Source organism: Pantoea piersonii, from assembly GCF_003612015.1.
Taxonomy (GTDB): Bacteria; Pseudomonadota; Gammaproteobacteria; order Enterobacterales; family Enterobacteriaceae; genus Pantoea; species Pantoea piersonii.
Map to the genome: position 1 here is coordinate 150,235 of NZ_RARB01000010.1, position 20,397 is coordinate 170,631.

Sequence of the window (20,397 nt, forward strand, 5' to 3'; positions counted from 1 at the left end):
ATGAAAATTCTGGTTATTGGCCCGTCGTGGGTCGGCGATATGATGATGTCGCAAAGCCTCTATCGCACCCTCAAGGCTCAACATCCGGACGCCGTGATTGATGTGATGGCACCTGCATGGTGTCGTCCGCTGTTGTCGCGCATGCCGGAAGTCAACCAGGCGCTGGCGATGCCGCTGGGGCACGGCGCGCTGGCGCTCGGCGAGCGGCACCGCATTGGCAAAACGCTGCGCGCCAGCGGCTACGATCGCGCCTATGTGCTGCCTAACTCCTTCAAATCTGCGCTGGTGCCTTTCTTCGCCGGAATTAAACGCCGTATCGGCTGGCGCGGCGAGATGCGCTACGGCCTGCTGAACGATGTACGCGTGCTGGACAAAGCGGCGTTTCCTCTGATGGTGGAGCGTTATATTGCGTTAGCCTGCGACACGCCGGTCACCTCGGCGCAGCAGCTGCCGCAACCGCTGCTCTGGCCGCGGCTTCAGGTAGAGGATCAGGAAAAAATCGAGACCGCCGCCCAGTTTGAGCTGTCGGCGGAGCGGCCGCTGATCGGTTTTTGTCCCGGCGCGGAATTTGGCCCGGCGAAGCGCTGGCCGCACTATCACTACGCCGCGCTGGCGCAGCAGTTGATTGCCGAAGGCAAGCAGGTGGTACTGTTCGGTTCGGCAAAAGACCGGGCCTGCGGCGACGAGATTATCGCGGCGCTGCCTGCGGAAGCGCGACATTACTGCCGCAACCTGGCGGGCGAAACGCAGCTTGAGCAGGCGGTAATTTTGATTGCGCGCTGCGACGCCGTTGTCAGCAATGACTCTGGCCTGATGCATATCGCCGCCGCGCTCAATCGCCCGCTGGTGGCGCTTTATGGGCCAAGCAGTCCCGACTTTACGCCGCCACTTTCCAGACAGGTGCGCATTATCCGCCTGATCACTGGCTACCATAAGGTGCGCAAAGGCGATGCCGGAGAGGGCTATCATCAGAGCCTGATCGATATTCAGCCGACGCGCGTTCATCAGGAGCTGAGCGAACTACTGGCTCACCCGCAGGAGACGGCATGCACGTCCTGATCGTCAAAACTTCGTCGATGGGCGATGTGCTTCATACGCTTCCCGCCTTAACCGATGCCATGCAGGCGATCCCCGGTATCCGATTTGACTGGGTAGTGGAAGAGAATTTCGCCCAGATCCCCTCCTGGCATCCCGCGGTGGATAAAGTTTTGCCGGTAGCGATTCGCCGCTGGCGCAAACACTGGTTCGGCAGCCAGCAGCGCGAAGAGCGCGTGCGCTTTAAGCGCGATTTGCAGTCGCGCCAGTATGATGTCGTGATCGATGCTCAGGGGCTAATCAAGAGCGCCGCACTGGTGACCCGTCTGGCCAGAGGCGTTAAGCATGGCCAGGACAGCCGCAGCGCGCGCGAACCTTTCGCCAGCTGGTGGTACGACCAACGCCATGAAATTGACAAGAAGCAGCATGCGGTAGAACGGACGCGCGAGCTGTTCGCCAAAAGCCTCGGCTATGAGAAGCCGCAGACCCAGGGCGATTACGCCATCGCCGCGCACTTTCTGCGCGACGAGCCGCAGAATATCGCCCCCTATCTGGTATTCCTCCATGCGACGACGCGCGACAACAAACACTGGCCGGAAAGCCACTGGCGCGAGCTGATCGGCCTGCTGCAGCCAGTCGGACTGCGTATCAAGCTGCCCTGGGGCGCCGAGCACGAACATCAGCGCGCCCAGCGCCTGGCGGAAGGCTTTGATTACGTCGAGGTGCTGCCGAAGCTGACGCTGGAGGCGATAGCGCGCGAACTGGTGGGCGCCAGAGCGGTCGTGTCAGTGGATACCGGGCTGAGCCATCTGACCGCGGCGCTGGATCGTCCCAATATCACGCTCTACGGGCCAACGGATCCGGGCCTGATTGGGGGTTATGGGCAGAATCAGCAGGCTCTCTGTCCGCCTCAGGGCAACAACATGTCCGATATTAGCGCGGAAGCAGTCAAAGAAAGGCTGGAGAAAGCTTTAGGATGAAAAAGCTCCACATTATCAATCTGGGTAAAATGGGCGGCGTTGAGCGCCTTTTTCTGCAGTACATCAATGACTTTTCTGAGGGAAAGGATGAGGTTATCTGCATCAGCAATGAGATCGATGAAGACATTCGTCGGCAGATGCCGCAGCAAAAGATTACCTTCGCGAGTCGTTTGTTTAACGGCTTTAAATTAAAAGCTCCTCAGTCACTCAGAAAATATCTCTTGCAGAAACGGGTTGAGGCCAGCGATGCGCAGGTCATTGTGGTCTGGGATTTAGTGCCCCGGCTGACAGCAAAACCGAAACGAGCAAAGCTGGTCTATTACGATCATGGCTGCTCCTGGCGCTACCCAAAGAACCATAAGACTCTGAGTTTTATGCGCATGTTGGATGGCGTTATCTCTGCATCTTCAGCCTCTTCTCAGGTAATGAAGCATCGGTTTAATCTGCCCTGCCCCCATCATGTGGTGATTAACCGCATCATGACACCGCCCGGTATCCGGACAGAACCTCGCGTCCTGACGTCGCCAGTTAAAATCGGCACGGCTTCTCGTCAGGTCAGCCTGAAAGGGATTAGCGTCACTCTGTTGACGCTGAAAGAATTATTGCAGCGAGGCCATAACGTTACGCTTGAAATCGCGGGAAAAGGACCTGACCGTGATGCGTTTGCCGCTCTGGCCAGAAAGCTGGGGATTGAGGAAAACGTCACTTTCAGCGGCTTCCAGCAGGACATAGCGCCGTTTTTTAATCGTATCGATATCTATATGAGCACGCCGGTTACTGAACCTTTCGGCCTGTCATGCATGGAGTCTCTCTATTTCGGCGTACCTGTTATTTATCCTCTGGTCGATGGGCAGCCCGAAGTTATAAAAAATGGGGTGTGTGGTATTGGGCTGACGCCTTCCGTTACTATTGAGGAGCATGAAAAGCTGACGGGCATACGGGTAGATTTTCCTTACGACGTCTACGATCCCGTAAAAAATATCATGACTCGCCCGCTACTGCTTTCCCATACCGCCTGCGCGGACGCTATAGAAACGTTATTAAATCCGCCAACCTATCAGCGCCTTAGCGCAGAGGCGAAACGCTGGACAAAAGAACATTTTGATTACGCCGTTTTCAGGATCGAATTCAACGGTGCGTTGAGCGCTATAGCTGGTAGCTGATATGAAAATTAAGCCGACTCTTTTTCGACAGGATACGCCGCATTTATTTTTTAGCCTGCTCATTTTCTCCGGATGCGCCCTCGCTTTTCTGACGGCCCCGTTCGGTGGATCATTCGGCAGAAACGTTTTTTATATCACCAGCTATCTGGCGCTGGCAGGATTTATTGTTCATTCCAGATATTATCTGCAAGAGAAAAAAAACCTGATTTTGCCCGGCGCTCTTTTGCTTGTCGGGTTAGTAAGTATTATCTGGACCACGATCTATAAACAACCCGGGGATTACATTACCCTTTACCGACAATATCAGTCGACCGGAAGGCTACAAATTGCAGCCTCATTTTTGCTGCTGGTGACACTAAACGAAAGGCGTATACGCCAGCGCGCTGCAATCAGTGCCGCCGTTATTACAGGCCTGGCCGTAAACAGCTATGCGCTTTATCAGGGTATTCATCTCCATATTGACCGGGTAGAGCTCAATTATGACCGGGCAACCGTTGCTGCTTATATCATTACGGCCGTAAACCTCGTTTTTATTAAATCAGCCCTGCTATTCAGGACGCGTCACAAAATATGGCTGTTCGCCCTGTTATTTATAGTGACTTACGCCACTGTCATCCTGACCGGAACGCGGGCAGCCATGCTGGCTTACCCCATACTGGTGCTGATCCAGGTCTTGTTCACTAAGGATGTCATACAGCGTAAGCATAAAATCATTCTCTTTACCGCCCTTCCGGTATTGCTGGTGATTAGTGCGCTGGTTTTCCAGAGTAAAATTCAGTCGCGCATTCATGACTTAAAAGAAAACATTGCCATGATGCATGAAACGCAGGGAGAAAACTCGTTAATCTCTCGTATCAGTATGCAGACTGTTGCCTTCCACACCGGCTCCAGCGCCCTGGCCGGGCAATCCGCGGAGGAGCGCGGGCAGAGAGCTGAAGCGTTAATTAAACAAGACCCCAGCCTCTATGGCGCACAGATTTATCTGACCGTGCATATGCATAATGAACTACTGGAAAACTTCTCTATAAAAGGTCTTTTCGGCGTTCTTTCTTTAATCGGCCTGTATCTGAGCTTGATCTACTGCTCGTTCAGGCCCATGCGCAACTCAGCCCTGCTTTCCATATCCATATCGCTCATTGTTTATGGCTTGAGCGATGTGATTTTCTTTAGTACGGAAGCAACCTTACTGTATTGCCTGGCAATTATCTTTAGCGTGATGATAATGAAACAGAATAATCCCTCTGAGGACAGGCGCTAATGACAGAACAGGCGTATCTGCTGAGCGTCATCGTTCCCTTTCACAATGATGAGGCTTTTATTGTTTCCTGCCTGACCTCACTGTTGACTCAGGCTGATGACGATATGCAGGTTATTATCATCGATGATGGTTCGACCGATAATTCGGCGCAACAGGTTGCCACGCTATTAGCGCGCTATCCTCACCAGCATATTACTTTTATCCAGCAGGAAAATCAGGGTATTGCGACAACACGTAATGTCGGGTTACGTCACGCAAGCGGCGAGTTTATTACTTTCCTGGACGGCGATGATCTCATAAGCAGTAACTATTATTCTGTCATTAAGCCAGTACTGCTTGAAGGTAGCGACGATCTTATTGATTTCGATTATGCTCGCTTTGACGAGACGCCGCCTGTAGCGCCGCAAAGCGAAACGGCGCAGCGGAAGGTTTATGATATTCCGGAGCAGGGTCTCGCCTGTTTACACCCGCTGTTTAAACGTGCAATGTGGCATTTGTGGAACCGTATCTACCGGCGTACTCTGCTGGAAAGCGATCGCTTCGAAGACGGCCGTCGCTATGAGGATGTGATTTTTACGCCCTTTCAATACTTCAAAACCCGCCATATTTGTCATCTGGATAATACGCTTTACTACTATCGTGACAACCGCGGCGGCATAACACGCAATATTCGCCCGAGCGATATCAGTGACATGCTTTTTGCACTGGAAAAAATGCGAACCCTGGCTGAAGCGCGGCGCAATGAACCCGATTTCCGCAGGCTGGCGGCGGACATGATGTTGAACTGCTTTAGCGAAGTAAAAAGCATGTCAAAGGCGCTCTATGGCTATTACTACTACTCCCCTGAGACCATGAAAGCGCTAAAAGCCGCCGCCTTAATTTGCCGAGGCTACTGCAAGCCGAAAAAATACTGGCAGATGCGCTATCCGGGCCTGGACACCTTCTTTTCAGCCATGCGCCGCATCGGCAAAAAAAAGCCAGCGTCGGCTTTACACCGACGCCAGTAACTGCTCTTTTTTCTGAATGGCGAATTCTGTCAGCGTCATGCCCTGGGTACGACTTTGCAACCAGCTGAAGAGCTGTTCAAGATCGTCATACAATCGTTCAATATCCGCCTCGTTTTTAAAAGTCGGGCTGCCGTCGGGCATGAATTCAGACGAATGGAGCATAAACTCCACATAATCGCAGCCCTGAGCCAGTGACTGTTCTGCTACCTGCTTCATCTGTGCAAGGTTGCCGCCTACGGGCCTGAGCCAGTTTACGGAAGGACCGCGCTGCTTGCCTCGCAGGCTGTCCCAGGCTGATTTCAGTCGGGTAGCAAGGGGGCCGTGCCGATACTGGATGCTCATGGGCACTTCTAATAAGCCCGACAGTCCAGGCTGCGATATATCGTTCTGGTTAAGGAAGTAGGCGCGATCGGGGAAGCGGCTATAATCTGTACCGCCCTTACCCTGCGGCGCGCCAGTGGATCCGCGCCAGTCGACGCGTGGCGTAACAGAACAATCGACGAGATAGCCATTATCCACCAGCGCCTGCGCATATATTTCGTTGAATGCCCAGCGCCCAGCGCGATGGCTGCACATCTTCGTCTGAAAAGTATTTTCCAGCAGATCGGTCATAAAGGCGACTTTGTCGCGCAAAACTTGCTCTGGATATTCAATCAGGTAGGGCTGGTAGCGCCAGTCATCATCGGTAAGAGCATGTGCTGGCGGGCTATGCCAGGCGTGCAGGTGCATTCCTACTTCACCCTGACCACGCGCCAGCACATCGCGGGCGAAATCGACATAGGCGGAATCGCTCGCCATTTCGTAATTGGTCAGCCAGGTGGGTTTAAAACCATACTTTTCGCATAACGCCTGAAATCGCGGCAAAAAACGAACATTATGCGTTGTAACCTGGCCGCTACGGTTGCGCCAGAGGTTATCACCTTCAGTATCGAGCGTAATTAAAAAAGCTGGTTTTTCCATTGCTTATCCGTAAAAGGAGGTGCCGCAGTAAGCTGTTATGTTACGCAGGCAGGGCGCAAGTGGCAAAAAATTTAATGGCAGAGTTCTTACTCTGATTTGCAGCAGAGCATGTTTGGTTAAACTAAAATAATTTAAGCTGTAAGTTCTTTCATCTTGTTACGTTAACGTTTTATAAAACAAGGGTAGGATATCCCAGCATGGCTCCTTTAAGATTGGGTCCATAACAAGATTAGTGTTTATACACTTTTTTCTGCCAGGTCGAAGCAGCCTTGTATTTAACTCTGTAAAGGCTGGCAATTTGAGGTAGGTATTTTGTCGAAACGCATACTGATGATCATTGATGGCTTACCCGGCGGAGGCGCTGAGAAAGTCGTACTGACACTGGCGGAAGGTCTGGTTAATCAGGGACATCGCGTCTCCCTTTTCTCTTTGCGCAGCGTATGCGACTACCCTATCCCGGATGGCGTTGATTATCAGGTCGTTAAGGATCGCTGTAAACTTCCCTGGCGCAAGCTTACTGAAACGCATCGCCGTGCGCAGCTCCTTGATCAGGCAGTTGTACAGTCACAGAGTACAAAAGGCGATTTCGATCTGGTGTTTTCACACCTCCACAAGACCGATCGCATCGTTAAACATTCACGCGTGCTTGATCAGACAAAAATATGGCACTGCCTGCATGGCGTCTTTTCCGCATCCTATCTGGCCAGGAAATCAGGTTTTTCACTCTGGCTGAAGCGATTAAAAATACGTCATGTTTATCAAAATCGTCAGCTTATTGCCGTCTCGCCTTATGTGCTTGAAGATTTAATTGAGAATATTGGCGTCAGGCCCAGCCGCACGCGCGTTATCGCCAACCCGTTTGATTTTGAGCTAATAAAACAGCTTGCGGCAAAACCCTGCCCGCTTGCAGGCACCGATTTTATCCTGCATGTGGGCCGCTTCCACGAAACCAAACGTCATGACCGGCTTCTTGAGGCTTATGCGCAAAGCGGCATTGCAGCTCCGCTTGTGCTGTTGGGCCAGGGTCGTCCTGAGCGCGAGGCGCAGTTGCGCCAGCAGGCGAAAAAGCTGGGTATTGCAGAGCGCGTTATTTTTCAGGGATTTCAGGCAAACCCTTATCCCTGGATACGCCATGCCCGGCTGCTGGTTGTCAGCTCTGACAGCGAAGGGTTCGGCAATGTTTTGGTGGAAGCGCTGATCTGTCAGACGCCGGTCGTCAGCACCCGCTGCCCGGGCGGACCAGCAACGATTCTGACTAATGACTTGTCACGGGGTCTCGCTGATTTGAACGCCGCCTCTCTGGCGAAAAAAATGCATGAAATTTATCATTACCCGCCTGAGTTGCATCATCTCGACCTAAGCATTTATAGTCTCTCCGTTATTTGTGAACAGTACCTGCAGCTTGCGCAGCCGCCACATAAGGAATTATCCGCCGCTCCGCAACTAATGAGCTAAGAAGGTCTCCCTTTCGGCGTGACCGGATAAAGGGAAAACATTTTGAATTACGTAATACTTTTTCTGCTTTTTTTGCCAGTAAAGTGGGTGATGAAGCTGCTGCATCCGCGAAAGGGTAAAAACCTGGTGATTCAGACAGCGAAAATTGGCGACTTCGTTAACATCACGCCGCTGCTGGCACATCTGCAAAAAAGCGATGCGCTGTTAAGCCGCAGCGTTGCGCCACTGGCGGAGCGTGACGATACGCTGGAAAGCCTCTGGTATATTGAGGATTACAAAAGGAGCCTGATCAAGAAATTCAGGCTGGTATGGCTGCTTCTCAACCGTTACGACAACATCTACCTTCTGCATCCCAACAATCTGAATTTATTTATTGCCTCCTGCTGCAACGCCAGCAATAAGCAGTTTTTAACCACTTATAAACGCAAAGCTTATCAAAACCTGTTCTACCTGACCGCCAGCGGTGTCGTCAGTCATGAAAAAAACACGCTGACGGTAGAAAATTATTTAAAACTGGCTGATCGCTCTTTTACCAAAGAGAGCTATCCCAGACACGCCACCCGCCCTCTCTGGCAACCTGACGTCCTGCCGGAAGAGATTTTTTCTGGTCAGGGGGCAAAGATTGGCTTTAGCATTACCGCCGGCAATCAGGCCAAAACGATCCCTCCAGCTATCTGGAAAACCCTTTTCGACAGTCTGGATGATCTGCCTTGTACTTTTTATGCGTTTGGCGCGCCCAATGAGCAGACTCGTATGCAGGAGCTTTTTAAGGTGACCGGCGAGCGAGAAAATATTGTCAATCTGGTGGGAAAAGTGCCGCTGGAAAGCCTGCCGGCCGCCATCCGCGAAATGGATTTTTATGTCGCTTCAGACTCCGGAAATGTCTATATCGCCGACGCGCAGCAGGTGCCTGTTATTTTGATATACGGCCCCTGTAGCGTAGAGGAGCAACGCCCGCTTGGCGATGTCTTATTGATTGGCCCTGACCACATTGCCCCCTCTTCCTTTGTGTTTGATGCGCTTTATCAGTTCCATCAACCAGCTGAACAGTTGTATAAACTGGACCAGCGCAAGCTTAACGATATTCACGATTTTATTTCCGCCAGGCTGGACAAGCAGCTGGCGCGACGGAAAAACAAACAGACAATATGACAGGAAAGCCTGATTATTCTCCTTTGCTCAGCATCATTTCCCCCATGTACAACGCGGGCGAAATGTTCGATGCCTTTATGCAGTCGCTACTGGCGCAGACGCTGACCTCGCTGGAAATCATTATCGTCAATGACGGCTCCACCGACGATTCCGGCGCGCGCGCCGATGCGTATGCGGCTCAATACCCCCATATCACTGTTATTCACCAGGAAAACGGCGGCGTGTCGCGCGCGCGCAACGCCGGACTGCGCGTCGCGCGCGGCAAATATGTCACCTTCCCGGACTCGGACGACACCATGCAGCCAGAGATGTATAAAACCCTGGTGGCAATAGCGGAAGAGGACGATCTCGACGCAGCGCAGTGTAATGCCGAGTGGTTTTTCCAGCGCGACCAGCGTACCAGGCCGATAATTCCGCTGGATCGCCTGCGCAGCACGCCGGTGCTGAGCGGCGCGGAGTGGCTCAATACCGCGCTGAAAACGCGGCGCTACCTGCATGTGGTCTGGCTGGGCATCTATCGCCGATCATTGATCGAGCAGAAGCAGCTCTGGTTTGAGCCGGGTTTGCATCATCAGGATATTCCCTGGACCACCGAGTTTATGTTCAACGCACGGCGCGTCCGCTATACCGATCAGGTATTTTATCGCTACTATCTGCACGACGCTTCAATCAGCAACCGCAAACGTACCGGTCAGCGCAACGTGGAGTATCAGCGCCACTATCTGAAGATCGCCCGCATGCTGGAGGAGATCAACGCGCGCTATAAAGAGAGCGTGACGATTTATCCGGCTTTTCATGCACAAATCACCCACGAAGCGCTCAGCGTCTGCCACTGCGTGCGCCGCGAGCCCGATCCGGCAGCGAAGCAGGCGATAATCAACGATATATTCACCAGCAAAACGCATCTGCGTATGCTGCGTAATGCGCGCGGCATCAAGCAGTGGTATCAACTGCTGCTGTGGCTGAGTCGCCTCTGGCGCTGGCGAGACAAATAACCGCCGCCGCAGGTTTCACCTCTTAAGGGTTTGCCCTACAATCGCCTCACTGAAAATTAAGAGCATTTGTGTATGGCAAACCCGACTCACGCAGACGTTACCCCACACAATATTTTGCTAATCAAGCTGCGCCACCACGGCGATATGCTGCTTACTACGCCGGTTATCAACGCGCTGCGCCAGCGTTATCCCCAGGCCAATATCGACGTGCTGCTCTACAAAGAGACACGTCCGATGCTGGAAGCGCATCCGGCGATTCGCCAGCTGCACGTTATCGACCGCAAGTGGAAGCAGGAAGGAAGCTGGCGCAAACTGCGCCACGAGCGCGATCTGCTTGCCGCCGTTCGCGCCAGCCATTATGACGTCGTCATCAATCTCGCCGATCAATGGCGCAGCGCGCTGATTACCCTGTTCAGCGGCGCGCCGCTGCGTATCGGCTTTGCCTTCAATAAGCGCAACAACGCATTCTGGCGGCTCTGTCACAACGCTCTGGTGCCGACCCGCAACCATAATCAGCTTCATACGGTTGAGCAGAATATGACGGCGCTGACGCCGCTCGGCATTTCACCGCAAGGCGCGCGCGTTTCTATGCATTACAGCGCCGTCGATGGACAAAAAGTCGAAGCGCTGCTGACTGAACAGGGTGTTGATGCCGCTTTTATCGTCGTACAGCCCACCTCGCGCTGGAATTTTAAGTGCTGGGAAGAGGAGAAGGTCGCCGCGACTATCGACCAGCTGGCGCAGGCGAACTGCAAAGTGGTGCTGACCGCCGCGCCCGACAAGCATGAAATGGAGATGATCGCGCGCATCCAGGCGCTCTGCACGACGCCGAATCTGGTATCCCTGGCGGGCCAGCTCACGCTGCCCCAGCTGGCGGCGCTGATTGACCGCGCCCGGCTTTTTATCGGCGTGGACTCCGCGCCGATGCATATGGCCGCCGCGCTCGACACGCCCTGCATCGCGCTGTTCGGCCCGACCAAGCTTCAGTTCTGGCGGCCCTGGGGCGAGCATAACCACGTCATCTGGGCGGGCGATTACGGCCCGCTGCCCGATCCCGACGCCATCGATACTAATACCCGCCAGCGTTATCTCAGTGCCATTCCGGTCGACGATGTGGTCGAGGCGGCAAGGACGTACCTACATGACTAAATTACGCCTGGCGATCGTCCGGCAAAAATACCGTCCCGACGGCGGCGCCGAACGTTTTATATCACGCGCGCTCGAAGCGCTCGGCAGCGAGCAGCTGGATCTCAATATCATCACGCGCAGCTGGCAGGGCACGCCCAATCCCGACTGGCATCTGCATATCTGCAATCCGCCTAAGCTGGGCCGTATTTCGCGTGAGCGCGGCTTTGCGCGCGCAGCGCGCGCCTGCTGGGAAAAAGAGCGGTTCGATATCGTTCAGAGCCACGAGCGCATCGCGGGCTGCGATATTTTTCGCGCCGGCGACGGCGTGCATCGCGTCTGGCTGGAGCAGCGGGCGCGCATCGTCTCGCCGTGGCAGCGTATGAGCACCGCGCTCAGCCCCTATCATCGCTATGTGCTACGCGCGGAAGCGGAAATGTTTAACGCTTCCTCTCTGAAAGCGGTGATCTGCAACTCCGAGATGGTCAAGCGCGACATCCTGCGCTGCTTTTCGCTGAGCGCGGAGAAAATCCATGTTATCCATAACGCCATTGATGCTCAGCGCTTCCAGCCCGCCAGTGAGGCGAGCCGCCATGCCACGCGTCAGCAGCTGCAGCTGCCGGACAGCGCCACTGTACTGATCTACGTCGGCTCCGGCTTCGAGCGTAAAGGGTTGAAGGCGGCAATTGAGGCGCTGGCGAACAGCGACCGCTATCTGATCGTAGTCGGACAGGACAAGCAGCTGTCGCGCTATCAGCAGCTGGCGAATCAGCTGAACTGTCTCGACCGACTGCGCTTTGTCGGCGTGCAGCAGGATGTGCAGCCTTTTTACCACGCCGCCGACGGGCTGCTGTTGCCGACGCTCTACGATCCTTTCCCCAATGTCGTGCTGGAGGCAATGGCCTGCGGCCTGCCGGTGATCACCAGCACCGGCTGCGGCGGCGCGGAATTTATTACCGCTGGTCAGGAAGGCTTCGTTTGCGATGCGTTAGATATCAACGCGTTGAATCAGGCTATTATGGCGATACCAGCCCTTTCGGCTGATTCGCGTCTGGGCGAAGCTGCAAGGCGCAGAATTGAGCCCTACGGACCTCAGCGTCTTGCGCAGTCGCTGACTTCGCTTTATCAGCAGGTTCTGTCGCGTCGCTGACAAAGTGATGAGCGTATTTAGGCTTTCTGATAACATAGATTGATTTATGTGAAATTTTTTCTGCCAGGCTGTCGAAACGATAACTATGACAACCCTCTATACCGTTCTGCTCTATCTTATTCAGCCGCTCATCTGGCTGCGCCTCTGGCTGCGCGGCCGTAAAGCGCCGGCGTACCGTAAACGCTGGGCAGAGCGCTACGGCTACTGCACGGGAAAAGTGGAGCCGGACGGCATTGTTCTGCACTCAGTTTCCGTCGGTGAAACCCTGGCGGCGATTCCGTTAGTGCGCGCGCTACGCCATCGCTATCCCACCCTGCCGATTACCGTGACCACCATGACGCCGACCGGCTCTGAGCGGGCGCAGTCGGCGTTCGGCAAAGATGTGCATCACGTTTATCTGCCTTACGATCTGCCGGGTGCCATTAATCGTTTCCTCGACACGGTCAATCCGCGTCTGGTGATCATCATGGAAACCGAGCTGTGGCCCAACATTATTCGTATTCTGCATCAGCGTCAGATTCCGCTGGTGATCGCCAATGCCCGCCTGTCGGAACGTTCTTCTAAAGGTTATCGCAAGCTGGGCGGCTTTATGCGCGACCTGTTGCAGCGCATCACCCTTATCGCCGCACAGAATGCGGAAGATGGCGATCGCTTTCTGGCGCTGGGCCTGAAACGCTCGCAGCTGGCGGTCACCGGCAGCCTGAAATTCGATATTTCCGTCACGCCTGAGCTGGCCGCCAGAGCAATTACGCTGCGTCGTCAGTGGGCGCCGCGCCGTCCGGTCTGGATCGCCACCAGCACCCATGAAGGGGAAGAGGCGATTGTGCTCGATGCGCATCGTCGTCTGCTGCAGACTTTTCCCGACCTGCTGCTAATTCTGGTACCTCGCCATCCGGAGCGCTTCAGCGACGCGCGCGATCTGACGCAAAAACGCAACTTCAGCTTTATCCTGCGCAGCAGCGGCGAAATCCCCTCCGGCTCGACGCAGGTTGTTATCGGCGACACCATGGGCGAACTGATGCTGCTCTACGGCATTGCCGATCTCGCCTTTGTCGGCGGCAGCCTGGTAGAGCGCGGCGGACACAATCCGCTGGAGCCTGCCGCGCACGCCATTCCGGTGCTGATGGGGCCGCATACCTGGAACTTCAAAGATATCTGCAGCAAGCTGCAGCAGGCGCAGGGCCTGATTACCGTGACCGACGTTGTATCGCTGGAGAAAGAAGTGACCAATCTGCTTCAGGATGAGGATTACCGACTCTACTACGGTCGCCACGCGGTCGAGGTGCTGCACCAGAACCAGGGCGCATTGCAGCGTCTGCTACAGTTACTCGAACCTCATTTACCGCCACGGGCCCACTGATGACCGCTCGCCAACGTCTTTCTGTGGTAATGATCGCCAAAAATGAAGCGGCGCTACTGCCCGACTGTCTCGCCTCGGTCAGCTGGGCGGATGAAATTATCCTGCTGGACTCCGGCAGCAGCGATGAGACCGCCGAGATTGCCCGCCAGGCTGGCGCAAAGGTCTATCATGCCGAGGCGTGGGCCGGTTTCGGCAAACAGCGCCAGCGCGCGCAGCGCTACGCCAGCGGCGATATGATTCTGATGATCGATGCCGACGAGCGCGTTACGCCGACACTGCGCGCCAGTATTGAGGCGGTGCTAACGCAGCCACCCTCGGCGACCGTCTACAGCCTGAACCGCAGCAACCTTTTTCTCGGCCGCTTTATGCGCCACAGCGGCTGGTATCCGGATCGCGTGATGCGCCTCTATCCGCGCGCGCTGAACTATAACGACAACCTGGTGCATGAATCGCTGGAAACGCAGGGTGCGCCGGTCGTCCGGCTGCAGGGCGATCTGCAGCATCTGACCTGTCGTGACCTTATTATTTTCCAGCAAAAGCAGCTGGCCTACGCCGCAGCCTGGGCACAGGAGCGTCACCAGCGCGGCAAGCGCTGCGGCCTCTTCTCGATATTTACCCATACGCTAGGCGCTTTTATGAAGACGCTGCTGCTGCGCGCAGGCTTTCTCGACGGCAAACAGGGATGGATTCTGGCCGTGGTCAACGCGCAGTACACTTTCAACAAATATTCCGCGCTGTGGGCGCTGAATCATGCCGCAGATAAAGGCCGTCTATGAGCACTAAAGCGATTTATCCCGGAACCTTCGACCCCGTCACGCTCGGCCATCTTGATATCGTGACGCGCGCCGCGCAGATGTTTAATCAGGTAGTTATGGCAGTCGCCGCCAGTCCGAGCAAGAAGCCGATGTTTACTCTGGAAGAGCGCGTCGATCTGGCACGCAGCATGGTGGCGCATCTGCCAAACGTCGAGGTAGTGGGATTTAGCGATCTGATGGCGAACTTCGCCCGGACGCAGCAGGCCAACGTACTGGTGCGCGGCCTGCGTGCGGTGTCCGACTTTGAATATGAGATGCAGCTCGCCCATATGAATCGCCATTTGCTGCCGACGCTGGAGAGCGTGTTCCTGATGCCGACCGAAGGCTTCTCTTTTATCTCTTCTTCACTGGTAAAAGAGGTAGCGCGCCACGGTGGCGACGTGAGCGCCTTTCTGCCGCCGCATGTGCTCCAGGCGCTGCTGGCGAAGCTGGCCTGATTAACGCTGGCAGTTGGGGCACCAGAAGGTGCTGCGCTGCCCGTGCTTACCGCTGACAATCGGCGTACCGCAGGCGCGGCAGGGTTCGCCAGCGCGTCCATAAACCTGCAGCTCCTGAGCAAAATACCCTGGCTTGCCGTCGCTCTGTAAGAAGTCGCGCAGCGTCGTACCGCCCTGCTCTATGGAACGCAGCAGTACGGCCTTAATGGTCGCGGCCAGACGCTGCGCCTCTTCATCGCTCAGGCTCATTGCCGGACGATCGGGCAGGATCCCGGCAGTGAACAGCGATTCGCTGGCGTAGATATTGCCGACGCCGACGACCACTTTATTATCCATTAGCCACTGCTTTACCGCCGTGCGCTTGCCGCGCGACTTTTGATAGAGATAGTCGCCGCTAAAGGCGTCGCTGAGTGGTTCAGGCCCCAGATGCGCCAGCACGTTGCTCCCTTCGGGATCGGTGCTCCACAGCCAGGCGCCAAAGCGGCGCGGATCGGTGTAGCGCAGCACTTTGCCGTTGCTCATCACTAAATCGACATGGTCATGCTTCGCGGCGGGCTGCTCTTCCGGCAGCACGCGCAAACTGCCGGACATGCCAAGATGGATGATGATCCAGCCGTGGGGCAGCTCCAGCAGCAAATATTTGGCGCGGCGCTGCACGCTCAGCACAGGCTGGTCGCTGAGCGCATGGATCTCCTGCGACACCGGCCAGCGCAGACGCGAATTACGCACCACCGCATGTAGAATTTTTTCGCCCACCAGATGCGGTTCTATGCCGCGTCGGCTGGTTTCGACCTCGGGTAATTCCGGCATGTTCTCTCCTCAAAAAGCGGCAAAAACAAAAAACCCGGCCGAAGCCGGGTTTTTCACAGAACACCAAAATTATTTAATTTTGGCTTCTTTGTAGATCACGTGCTGACGTACAACCGGATCGAACTTTTTCAGTTCCAGCTTCTCAGGTTTAGTACGTTTGTTCTTCGTGGTGGTATAGAAGTGACCTGTACCAGCAGAGGAAACCAGCTTGATCTTCTCACGAATACCTTTAGCCATGATTCAGTTCCTTAGTACTTCTCACCACGGGCGCGGATTTCGGCCAGAACCGTATCGATGCCCTTTTTATCAATAACACGCATACCTTTAGCAGATACACGCAGAGTAACGAAGCGCTTCTCGCTCTCAACCCAGAAACGGTGTGAGTGCAGGTTCGGAAGGAAACGGCGTTTCGTCGCGTTCATTGCGTGGGAACGGTTGTTACCGGTCACCGGACGCTTTCCAGTTACCTGGCAGACTCGTGACATGTCTATTCTCCAAAAATCAAATCAGCTCGAGCTTTAAAAACTAGGTCTTGGCCGCCTCGTCAGGCTCATAGCCCGCCAGGCGAGTTCCATGTGAACCCGCTAAGCTGGCCCAAACGCCAAACCCGAGATTCTCAAAGGTGGCGTAGTATACGCCGCTCAGCGCAAGTGCTCAAGTCCCGAACAGATAAAGATCCCTGAAGATCGTGCAAAAACCCGCCATCTGCACCTGGCAAGGGAGGCTTTTTACAGCCAGCCGCGCTCCGCAAAAGAGACATATTCGCCGTGACCAATCACCAGATGATCGAGCAGACGTATATTAAGCAGGGCGCAGGCCGCGCTTACTTTGTGCGTAATATGGCGATCGGCGCGGCTGGGTTCCGCCATTCCGGAAGGATGATTATGCGCCAGAATAATCGCCGCCGCGTTAAGCTTCAGCGCCTCGCGCACGATTTCACGCGGATGCACCTCGACGCTGTTAATGGATCCCATAAATATTTTCTGCGCCTGCAAGACACGGTGCTGATTATCAAGAAACAGCGCCATAAAAATCTCCCGCTCCTGATGCGCCAGCACGCCCTGCAGATAGTGTCGCGTCACCTGCGGGTTCGCCATCACATCTTCCCGCGCCATCTGGCTGGCGAAAAAGCGCCGCGCCAGTTCAGCGATAGCATGCAGCTGCGCCAGCTTCGCAGCGCCGACGCCTTTTATCTCGTCAAACTCCGCCGGCCCGGCGGTCATAATGTGATAAAGCGAACCGAACCGCTGCAGCATCTGCTGCGCCAGCGTCATGACATTCGCACCGACCGTCCCTGTGCGAAGAAAGATCGCCAGCAGTTCGACGTCGCTTAACGCCTCTGCACCCATCAACCGCAACTTTTCCCGTGGTGTCATATTGTCCATAAATGCCTCCTGCCGTTGACGACATCATGGTTAAATACTGTATACTTAACCAGTAACTTCTGCCGAATTTACGAGGCGGCTCGCAAACGCAGGAGGTGAAAAGGTGCGGGGTCGGTTTTATGATACAGTCCTGCCACCCAGCCGCGCCTGACGCGGCTTCCAGCGAAACGAGGCCTACAGCATGATGGGATTAGCCGGAAAAAAAATTCTGCTTGGCGTAAGCGGCGGCATCGCCGCGTATAAAACGCCCGAGCTGGTGCGCCGCCTGCGCGATCGCGGCGCTGAGGTGCGCGTGATGATGACGCCCGCCGCCAAAGCCTTTATTACGCCGCTCAGCCTGCAGGCCGTTTCCGGCCATGCGGTATTCGAAGACCTGCTCGATCCTGCTGCCGAAGCGGCGATGGGCCATATCGAACTGGCGAAATGGGCGGATCTGGTGGTGCTGGCGCCAGCGTCAGCCGACCTTATCGCTCGTCTGAACGCGGGCATGGCTAACGACCTGGTGACGACCGCTTGTCTCGCCACCGCCGCCCCCGTTGCCGTGGTGCCGGCGATGAACCAGCAGATGTATCGCGCCGCCGTCACCCAGCATAACCTGCAGCAGCTTGAAGCGCGCGGCCTGCTGATTTGGGGACCCGACAGCGGCAGCCAGGCGTGCGGCGATGTAGGGCCAGGACGCATGCTCGATCCGCTGGCCATTGTCGACTACGCGGCGCAATGGGCGTCGTCAGTCAACGATCTGCAACATCTCAACATTATGATTACCGCCGGTCCGACGCGCGAAGCGCTCGACCCGGTGCGCTACATCAGCAACCACAGCTCCGGCAAGATGGGTTTCGCCATCGCCGCCGCCGCCGCCAGTCGTGGCGCCAGCGTGACGCTGGTGACCGGTCCGGTAACCCTGCCGACGCCGCCTGCGGTAAAGCGCATTGACGTCACGTCGGCACTGGAAATGGAAGCTGCTGTGATGGCTGAAGCGGCGCAACAGCAGATTTTTATCGCCAGCGCCGCCGTAGCGGATTACCGCGCCGCGACCATTGCGGCGGAAAAGATGAAAAAACAGGGCGGCGAAGACGATACCGTCACGCTCCAGCTGGTGAAAAACCCGGATATCGTGGCGGGCGTCGCCGCGATGCAGCAGGGCCGACCTTATGTGGTTGGATTTGCCGCTGAAACCCAGAATGTGGAAGAATACGCACGACAAAAGCGGGTAAGAAAAAATCTGGACCTGATCTGCGCCAATGACGTGGCGAAAGCCGGACAGGGATTTAACAGCGATACTAACGCGCTCCACCTTTTTTGGCAGGAGGGAGAAAAACGCTTGCCGCTCAGCGATAAGACGCTCCTTGGCCAACATTTATTAGACGAGATTGTCCGCCTTTATGATGAAAAAAATCGACGTAAAGATTCTTGATGCGCGCGTGGGCGCAGAGTTTCCGCTGCCTACGTATGCCACCTCCGGCTCGGCCGGGCTTGATTTACGCGCCTGTCTGGACAGCGCGCTGGAAATCGCACCCGGCATGACTACGCTGGTGCCGACTGGCCTCGCGATTCACATCGGCGATCCCAGCCTGGCGGCGGTTATCCTGCCGCGCTCCGGTCTTGGCCATAAGCACGGCATCGTGCTGGGCAATCTGGTCGGCCTGATCGACTCCGACTATCAGGGCCAGCTAATGGTATCGGTGTGGAACCGCGGCCAGCAGAGCTTTACGCTGCAGCCAGGGGATCGCCTTGCGCAACTGGTCTTCGTACCGGTGGTGCAGGCGGAGTTCAACCTGGTGGAGGATTTTGACGCCAGCGCCCGCGGGGACGGCGGTTTCGGCCATTCAGGTCGCCAGTAACGCCCATTTTTTCTTAACCATCTGTTTATTTCTTATCAGCCTTAAGTTTCGCGCTTAGGGCTGACAGGAAGGTGTGCCTGCTTAAGGTGAATTTCAGGGGTTTTTAAGGTCATGGCAGAAAAAAAACTCGCCAAACGGAACCGTCGCGAAGAAATTTTGCAGGCGTTGGCGCAAATGCTGGAGTCCAGTGACGGTAGCCAGCGCATCACTACCGCCAAGCTGGCGGCAAACGTCGGCGTTTCTGAAGCGGCGCTCTATCGCCACTTTCCCAGCAAAACGCGCATGTTCGACAGCCTGATTGAGTTTATTGAAGACAGTCTGATTACCCGCATCAATCTGATCCTGAAAGATGAAAAAGAGACGATGGCGCGTCTGCGTCTTATCGTGCAATTGATTCTTGGCTTTGGTGAGCGTAATCCGGGGCTGACCCGTATTCTGACTGGCCACGCGCTGATGTTTGAGCAGGATCGCCTTCAGGGGCGTATCAACCAGCTGTTTGAGCGTATTGAAGCGCAGCTGCGTCAGGTGATGCGCGAGCGCAGAATGCGTGAAGGCGAAGGGTTTGAAACGGATGAGGCGCTGCTGGCGAGCCAGCTACTGGCTTTTTGCGAAGGCATACTGTCGCGTTATGTACGCTCTGAATTCCGTTTTCGCCCTACCGCCGATTTTGATATTCGCTGGCCGCTGCTGGCCGCACAGCTGGTGTAGTTCGCCTGCTGCTCGCATTAGCCGGGCTGGGTTCCCTTTCCCGATCGGGGGAAAGGGAATGTCACAGCGTTAAATGCCGTACTCTTTCTGGTAGGCGCGCACCTTCGCCAGATGATCGGCCATTTCCGGCCTCTCTTCCAGATAGCTAATCAGATCTGCCAGGGTGATGATGGCGGTGACCTGACATTTGTAGTCGCGCTCAACCTCCTGAATCGCTGAAATATCACCGCGCCCGCGCTCCTGCCGATCGAGAGAAATCAGCACGCCCGCCAGCGTAGCGTTATGCGCGTTGATAATATCCATCGATTCACGGATCGCAGTGCCGGCGGTGATTACGTCATCCACCAGCATGACGCGCCCCGCCAGAGGACTGCCTACCAGCAGGCCGCCTTCGCCATGATCTTTCGCCTCTTTGCGGTTGAAGCAGTAAGGCACGTCGCGATCATGGTGGTCGGCCAGCGCCACAGCGGTTGTCGTGGCGATGGGGATACCTTTATAGGCGGGGCCGAACAGCAGATCGAAATCGACGCCGCCATCGACTAACGCCTGCGCGTAGAAACGGCCCAGCAGCGCCAGATCGCGACCGCTGTTAAACAGGCCAGCATTGAAAAAATAGGGGCTTTTACGGCCAGACTTCAGGGTAAACTCGCCGAACTTCAGCACCTGCTTGTTCAGGGCGAATTCAATAAACTGACGCTGCCAGGCTTTCATCTCTCACTCCTCTCACAAAAAAAAAGGCGACTCTCTGGTCGCCTGTTAAA

Annotated in this window: 22 protein-coding genes; 16 read left to right on the plus strand and 6 right to left on the minus strand. The window is 55.5% G+C overall.

Going from position 1 to position 20,397, the window contains the following annotated elements; all coding sequences use genetic code 11:
- From rfaF to D7S44_RS20650, 5 genes are read left to right on the plus strand one after another with little or no spacing between them, the layout of a single operon-like run.
- Positions 1 to 1,059 (plus strand): ADP-heptose--LPS heptosyltransferase RfaF, encoded by a 1,059-nt coding sequence (gene rfaF, locus D7S44_RS20630; protein WP_120458081.1) that lies wholly within the window; start codon positions 1 to 3, stop codon positions 1,057 to 1,059.
- The gene (gene rfaC, locus D7S44_RS20635) at positions 1,047 to 2,015 is read left to right on the plus strand and encodes a lipopolysaccharide heptosyltransferase RfaC (RefSeq protein WP_120458082.1); all 969 of its coding nucleotides are present in this window, start codon (positions 1,047 to 1,049) and stop codon (positions 2,013 to 2,015) included. Before rfaF ends, rfaC begins: the two co-directional genes overlap by 13 nt.
- Complete coding sequence (locus D7S44_RS20640; protein WP_120458084.1) at positions 2,012 to 3,178, plus strand: glycosyltransferase family 4 protein; 1,167 nt, start codon at positions 2,012 to 2,014, stop codon at positions 3,176 to 3,178. Before rfaC ends, D7S44_RS20640 begins: the two co-directional genes overlap by 4 nt.
- Before the next feature lies 1 nt (position 3,179).
- Positions 3,180 to 4,436 (plus strand): O-antigen ligase family protein, encoded by a 1,257-nt coding sequence (locus D7S44_RS20645; protein WP_120458086.1) that lies wholly within the window; start codon positions 3,180 to 3,182, stop codon positions 4,434 to 4,436.
- The gene (locus D7S44_RS20650; RefSeq protein WP_120458088.1) at positions 4,436 to 5,443 is read left to right on the plus strand and encodes a glycosyltransferase family 2 protein; all 1,008 of its coding nucleotides are present in this window, start codon (positions 4,436 to 4,438) and stop codon (positions 5,441 to 5,443) included. Before D7S44_RS20645 ends, D7S44_RS20650 begins: the two co-directional genes overlap by 1 nt.
- On the opposite strand, the gene D7S44_RS20655 is transcribed toward D7S44_RS20650, so the two are convergent.
- Complete coding sequence (locus tag D7S44_RS20655; protein ID WP_120458090.1) at positions 5,426 to 6,403, minus strand: polysaccharide deacetylase family protein; 978 nt, start codon at positions 6,401 to 6,403, stop codon at positions 5,426 to 5,428. The two genes, D7S44_RS20650 and D7S44_RS20655, sit on opposite strands and share 18 nt — an antisense overlap.
- 330 nt (positions 6,404 to 6,733) lie before the next feature.
- Here D7S44_RS20655 and D7S44_RS20660 point away from each other — a divergent pair, with 330 nt between their 5' ends.
- The 8 genes from D7S44_RS20660 (at position 6,734) to coaD (ending at position 14,892) form a co-directional block, all read left to right on the plus strand.
- Entirely contained in the window at positions 6,734 to 7,858 is a 1,125-nt protein-coding gene (locus D7S44_RS20660) for a glycosyltransferase (protein ID WP_120458092.1), read from the plus strand.
- Between the two features lie 42 nt (positions 7,859 to 7,900).
- Positions 7,901 to 9,010, plus strand: coding sequence for a glycosyltransferase family 9 protein (locus tag D7S44_RS20665; protein ID WP_120458094.1), 1,110 nt, complete (start codon positions 7,901 to 7,903; stop codon positions 9,008 to 9,010).
- Entirely contained in the window at positions 9,007 to 10,005 is a 999-nt protein-coding gene (locus D7S44_RS20670) for a glycosyltransferase (RefSeq protein ID WP_120458096.1), read from the plus strand. Before D7S44_RS20665 ends, D7S44_RS20670 begins: the two co-directional genes overlap by 4 nt.
- A 72-nt stretch (positions 10,006 to 10,077) precedes the next feature.
- Positions 10,078 to 11,154 carry a putative lipopolysaccharide heptosyltransferase III gene (rfaQ, locus tag D7S44_RS20675; protein WP_120458098.1) on the plus strand — a complete coding sequence of 359 codons (1,077 nt, stop codon included), beginning with the start codon at positions 10,078 to 10,080 and terminating at the stop codon, positions 11,152 to 11,154.
- A complete protein-coding gene (locus tag D7S44_RS20680) occupies positions 11,147 to 12,280 on the plus strand; it encodes a glycosyltransferase family 4 protein (RefSeq protein ID WP_120458100.1) in 1,134 nt (377 codons plus the stop codon). Before rfaQ ends, D7S44_RS20680 begins: the two co-directional genes overlap by 8 nt.
- 85 nt (positions 12,281 to 12,365) lie before the next feature.
- Positions 12,366 to 13,640 (plus strand): lipid IV(A) 3-deoxy-D-manno-octulosonic acid transferase, encoded by a 1,275-nt coding sequence (waaA, locus tag D7S44_RS20685; RefSeq protein ID WP_120458102.1) that lies wholly within the window; start codon positions 12,366 to 12,368, stop codon positions 13,638 to 13,640.
- A complete protein-coding gene (locus D7S44_RS20690; protein ID WP_120458104.1) occupies positions 13,640 to 14,416 on the plus strand; it encodes a glycosyltransferase family 2 protein in 777 nt (258 codons plus the stop codon). Before waaA ends, D7S44_RS20690 begins: the two co-directional genes overlap by 1 nt.
- Positions 14,413 to 14,892: a pantetheine-phosphate adenylyltransferase gene (coaD, locus tag D7S44_RS20695; RefSeq protein WP_120458105.1), complete on the plus strand. Its 480-nt coding sequence runs from the start codon at positions 14,413 to 14,415 to the stop codon at positions 14,890 to 14,892. The genes D7S44_RS20690 and coaD overlap by 4 nt, the downstream gene beginning before the upstream one ends.
- On the opposite strand, the gene mutM is transcribed toward coaD, so the two are convergent.
- The 4 genes from mutM to radC all read right to left on the minus strand — a co-directional run bounded on the left by mutM (position 14,893) and on the right by radC (position 17,087).
- Entirely contained in the window at positions 14,893 to 15,702 is an 810-nt protein-coding gene (mutM, locus tag D7S44_RS20700; RefSeq protein WP_120458107.1) for a bifunctional DNA-formamidopyrimidine glycosylase/DNA-(apurinic or apyrimidinic site) lyase, read from the minus strand.
- A gap of 69 nt (positions 15,703 to 15,771) precedes the next feature.
- Complete coding sequence (gene rpmG / locus D7S44_RS20705) at positions 15,772 to 15,939, minus strand: 50S ribosomal protein L33 (protein WP_001051798.1); 168 nt, start codon at positions 15,937 to 15,939, stop codon at positions 15,772 to 15,774.
- A gap of 11 nt (positions 15,940 to 15,950) precedes the next feature.
- Positions 15,951 to 16,187, minus strand: coding sequence for a 50S ribosomal protein L28 (rpmB, locus tag D7S44_RS20710; protein WP_010616494.1), 237 nt, complete (start codon positions 16,185 to 16,187; stop codon positions 15,951 to 15,953).
- A 243-nt stretch (positions 16,188 to 16,430) separates the two neighbouring features.
- A complete protein-coding gene (gene radC, locus D7S44_RS20715) occupies positions 16,431 to 17,087 on the minus strand; it encodes a RadC family protein (protein WP_120458109.1) in 657 nt (218 codons plus the stop codon).
- A gap of 184 nt (positions 17,088 to 17,271) precedes the next feature.
- Between radC and coaBC the strand changes: the two genes are divergently transcribed.
- From coaBC to slmA, 3 genes are all read left to right on the plus strand, one after another.
- Entirely contained in the window at positions 17,272 to 18,501 is a 1,230-nt protein-coding gene (gene coaBC, locus D7S44_RS20720; protein ID WP_179256443.1) for a bifunctional phosphopantothenoylcysteine decarboxylase/phosphopantothenate--cysteine ligase CoaBC, read from the plus strand.
- Positions 18,470 to 18,928, plus strand: coding sequence for a dUTP diphosphatase (gene dut, locus D7S44_RS20725; RefSeq protein ID WP_126690255.1), 459 nt, complete (start codon positions 18,470 to 18,472; stop codon positions 18,926 to 18,928). Before coaBC ends, dut begins: the two co-directional genes overlap by 32 nt.
- Positions 18,929 to 19,039: 111 nt before the next feature.
- Positions 19,040 to 19,636, plus strand: coding sequence for a nucleoid occlusion factor SlmA (slmA, locus tag D7S44_RS20730; protein WP_120458113.1), 597 nt, complete (start codon positions 19,040 to 19,042; stop codon positions 19,634 to 19,636).
- Positions 19,637 to 19,705: 69 nt separating this feature from the next.
- Here the strand turns inward: slmA and pyrE are convergent, their stop codons facing one another.
- On the minus strand, positions 19,706 to 20,347 hold the full coding sequence (pyrE, locus tag D7S44_RS20735) for an orotate phosphoribosyltransferase (protein WP_120458115.1): 642 nt from the start codon (positions 20,345 to 20,347) through the stop codon (positions 19,706 to 19,708).
- Positions 20,348 to 20,397 lie beyond the last annotated feature (50 nt).

Coding starts and splice junctions, on each gene's coding strand:
- rfaF (WP_120458081.1), top strand. CDS start 1: ATGAAAATTCTGGTTATTGGCCCGTCGTGGGTCGGCGATATGATGATG.
- rfaC (WP_120458082.1), top strand. CDS start 1,047: ATGCACGTCCTGATCGTCAAAACTTCGTCGATGGGCGATGTGCTTCAT.
- D7S44_RS20640 (WP_120458084.1), top strand. CDS start 2,012: ATGAAAAAGCTCCACATTATCAATCTGGGTAAAATGGGCGGCGTTGAG.
- D7S44_RS20645 (WP_120458086.1), top strand. CDS start 3,180: ATGAAAATTAAGCCGACTCTTTTTCGACAGGATACGCCGCATTTATTT.
- D7S44_RS20650 (WP_120458088.1), top strand. CDS start 4,436: ATGACAGAACAGGCGTATCTGCTGAGCGTCATCGTTCCCTTTCACAAT.
- D7S44_RS20655 (WP_120458090.1), bottom strand. CDS start 6,403: ATGGAAAAACCAGCTTTTTTAATTACGCTCGATACTGAAGGTGATAAC.
- D7S44_RS20660 (WP_120458092.1), top strand. CDS start 6,734: ATGATCATTGATGGCTTACCCGGCGGAGGCGCTGAGAAAGTCGTACTG.
- D7S44_RS20670 (WP_120458096.1), top strand. CDS start 9,007: ATGACAGGAAAGCCTGATTATTCTCCTTTGCTCAGCATCATTTCCCCC.
- rfaQ (WP_120458098.1), top strand. CDS start 10,078: ATGGCAAACCCGACTCACGCAGACGTTACCCCACACAATATTTTGCTA.
- D7S44_RS20680 (WP_120458100.1), top strand. CDS start 11,147: ATGACTAAATTACGCCTGGCGATCGTCCGGCAAAAATACCGTCCCGAC.
- waaA (WP_120458102.1), top strand. CDS start 12,366: ATGACAACCCTCTATACCGTTCTGCTCTATCTTATTCAGCCGCTCATC.
- D7S44_RS20690 (WP_120458104.1), top strand. CDS start 13,640: ATGACCGCTCGCCAACGTCTTTCTGTGGTAATGATCGCCAAAAATGAA.
- coaD (WP_120458105.1), top strand. CDS start 14,413: ATGAGCACTAAAGCGATTTATCCCGGAACCTTCGACCCCGTCACGCTC.
- mutM (WP_120458107.1), bottom strand. CDS start 15,702: ATGCCGGAATTACCCGAGGTCGAAACCAGCCGACGCGGCATAGAACCG.
- rpmG (WP_001051798.1), bottom strand. CDS start 15,939: ATGGCTAAAGGTATTCGTGAGAAGATCAAGCTGGTTTCCTCTGCTGGT.
- rpmB (WP_010616494.1), bottom strand. CDS start 16,187: ATGTCACGAGTCTGCCAGGTAACTGGAAAGCGTCCGGTGACCGGTAAC.
- radC (WP_120458109.1), bottom strand. CDS start 17,087: ATGGACAATATGACACCACGGGAAAAGTTGCGGTTGATGGGTGCAGAG.
- coaBC (WP_179256443.1), top strand. CDS start 17,272: ATGGGATTAGCCGGAAAAAAAATTCTGCTTGGCGTAAGCGGCGGCATC.
- dut (WP_126690255.1), top strand. CDS start 18,470: ATGATGAAAAAAATCGACGTAAAGATTCTTGATGCGCGCGTGGGCGCA.
- slmA (WP_120458113.1), top strand. CDS start 19,040: ATGGCAGAAAAAAAACTCGCCAAACGGAACCGTCGCGAAGAAATTTTG.
- pyrE (WP_120458115.1), bottom strand. CDS start 20,347: ATGAAAGCCTGGCAGCGTCAGTTTATTGAATTCGCCCTGAACAAGCAG.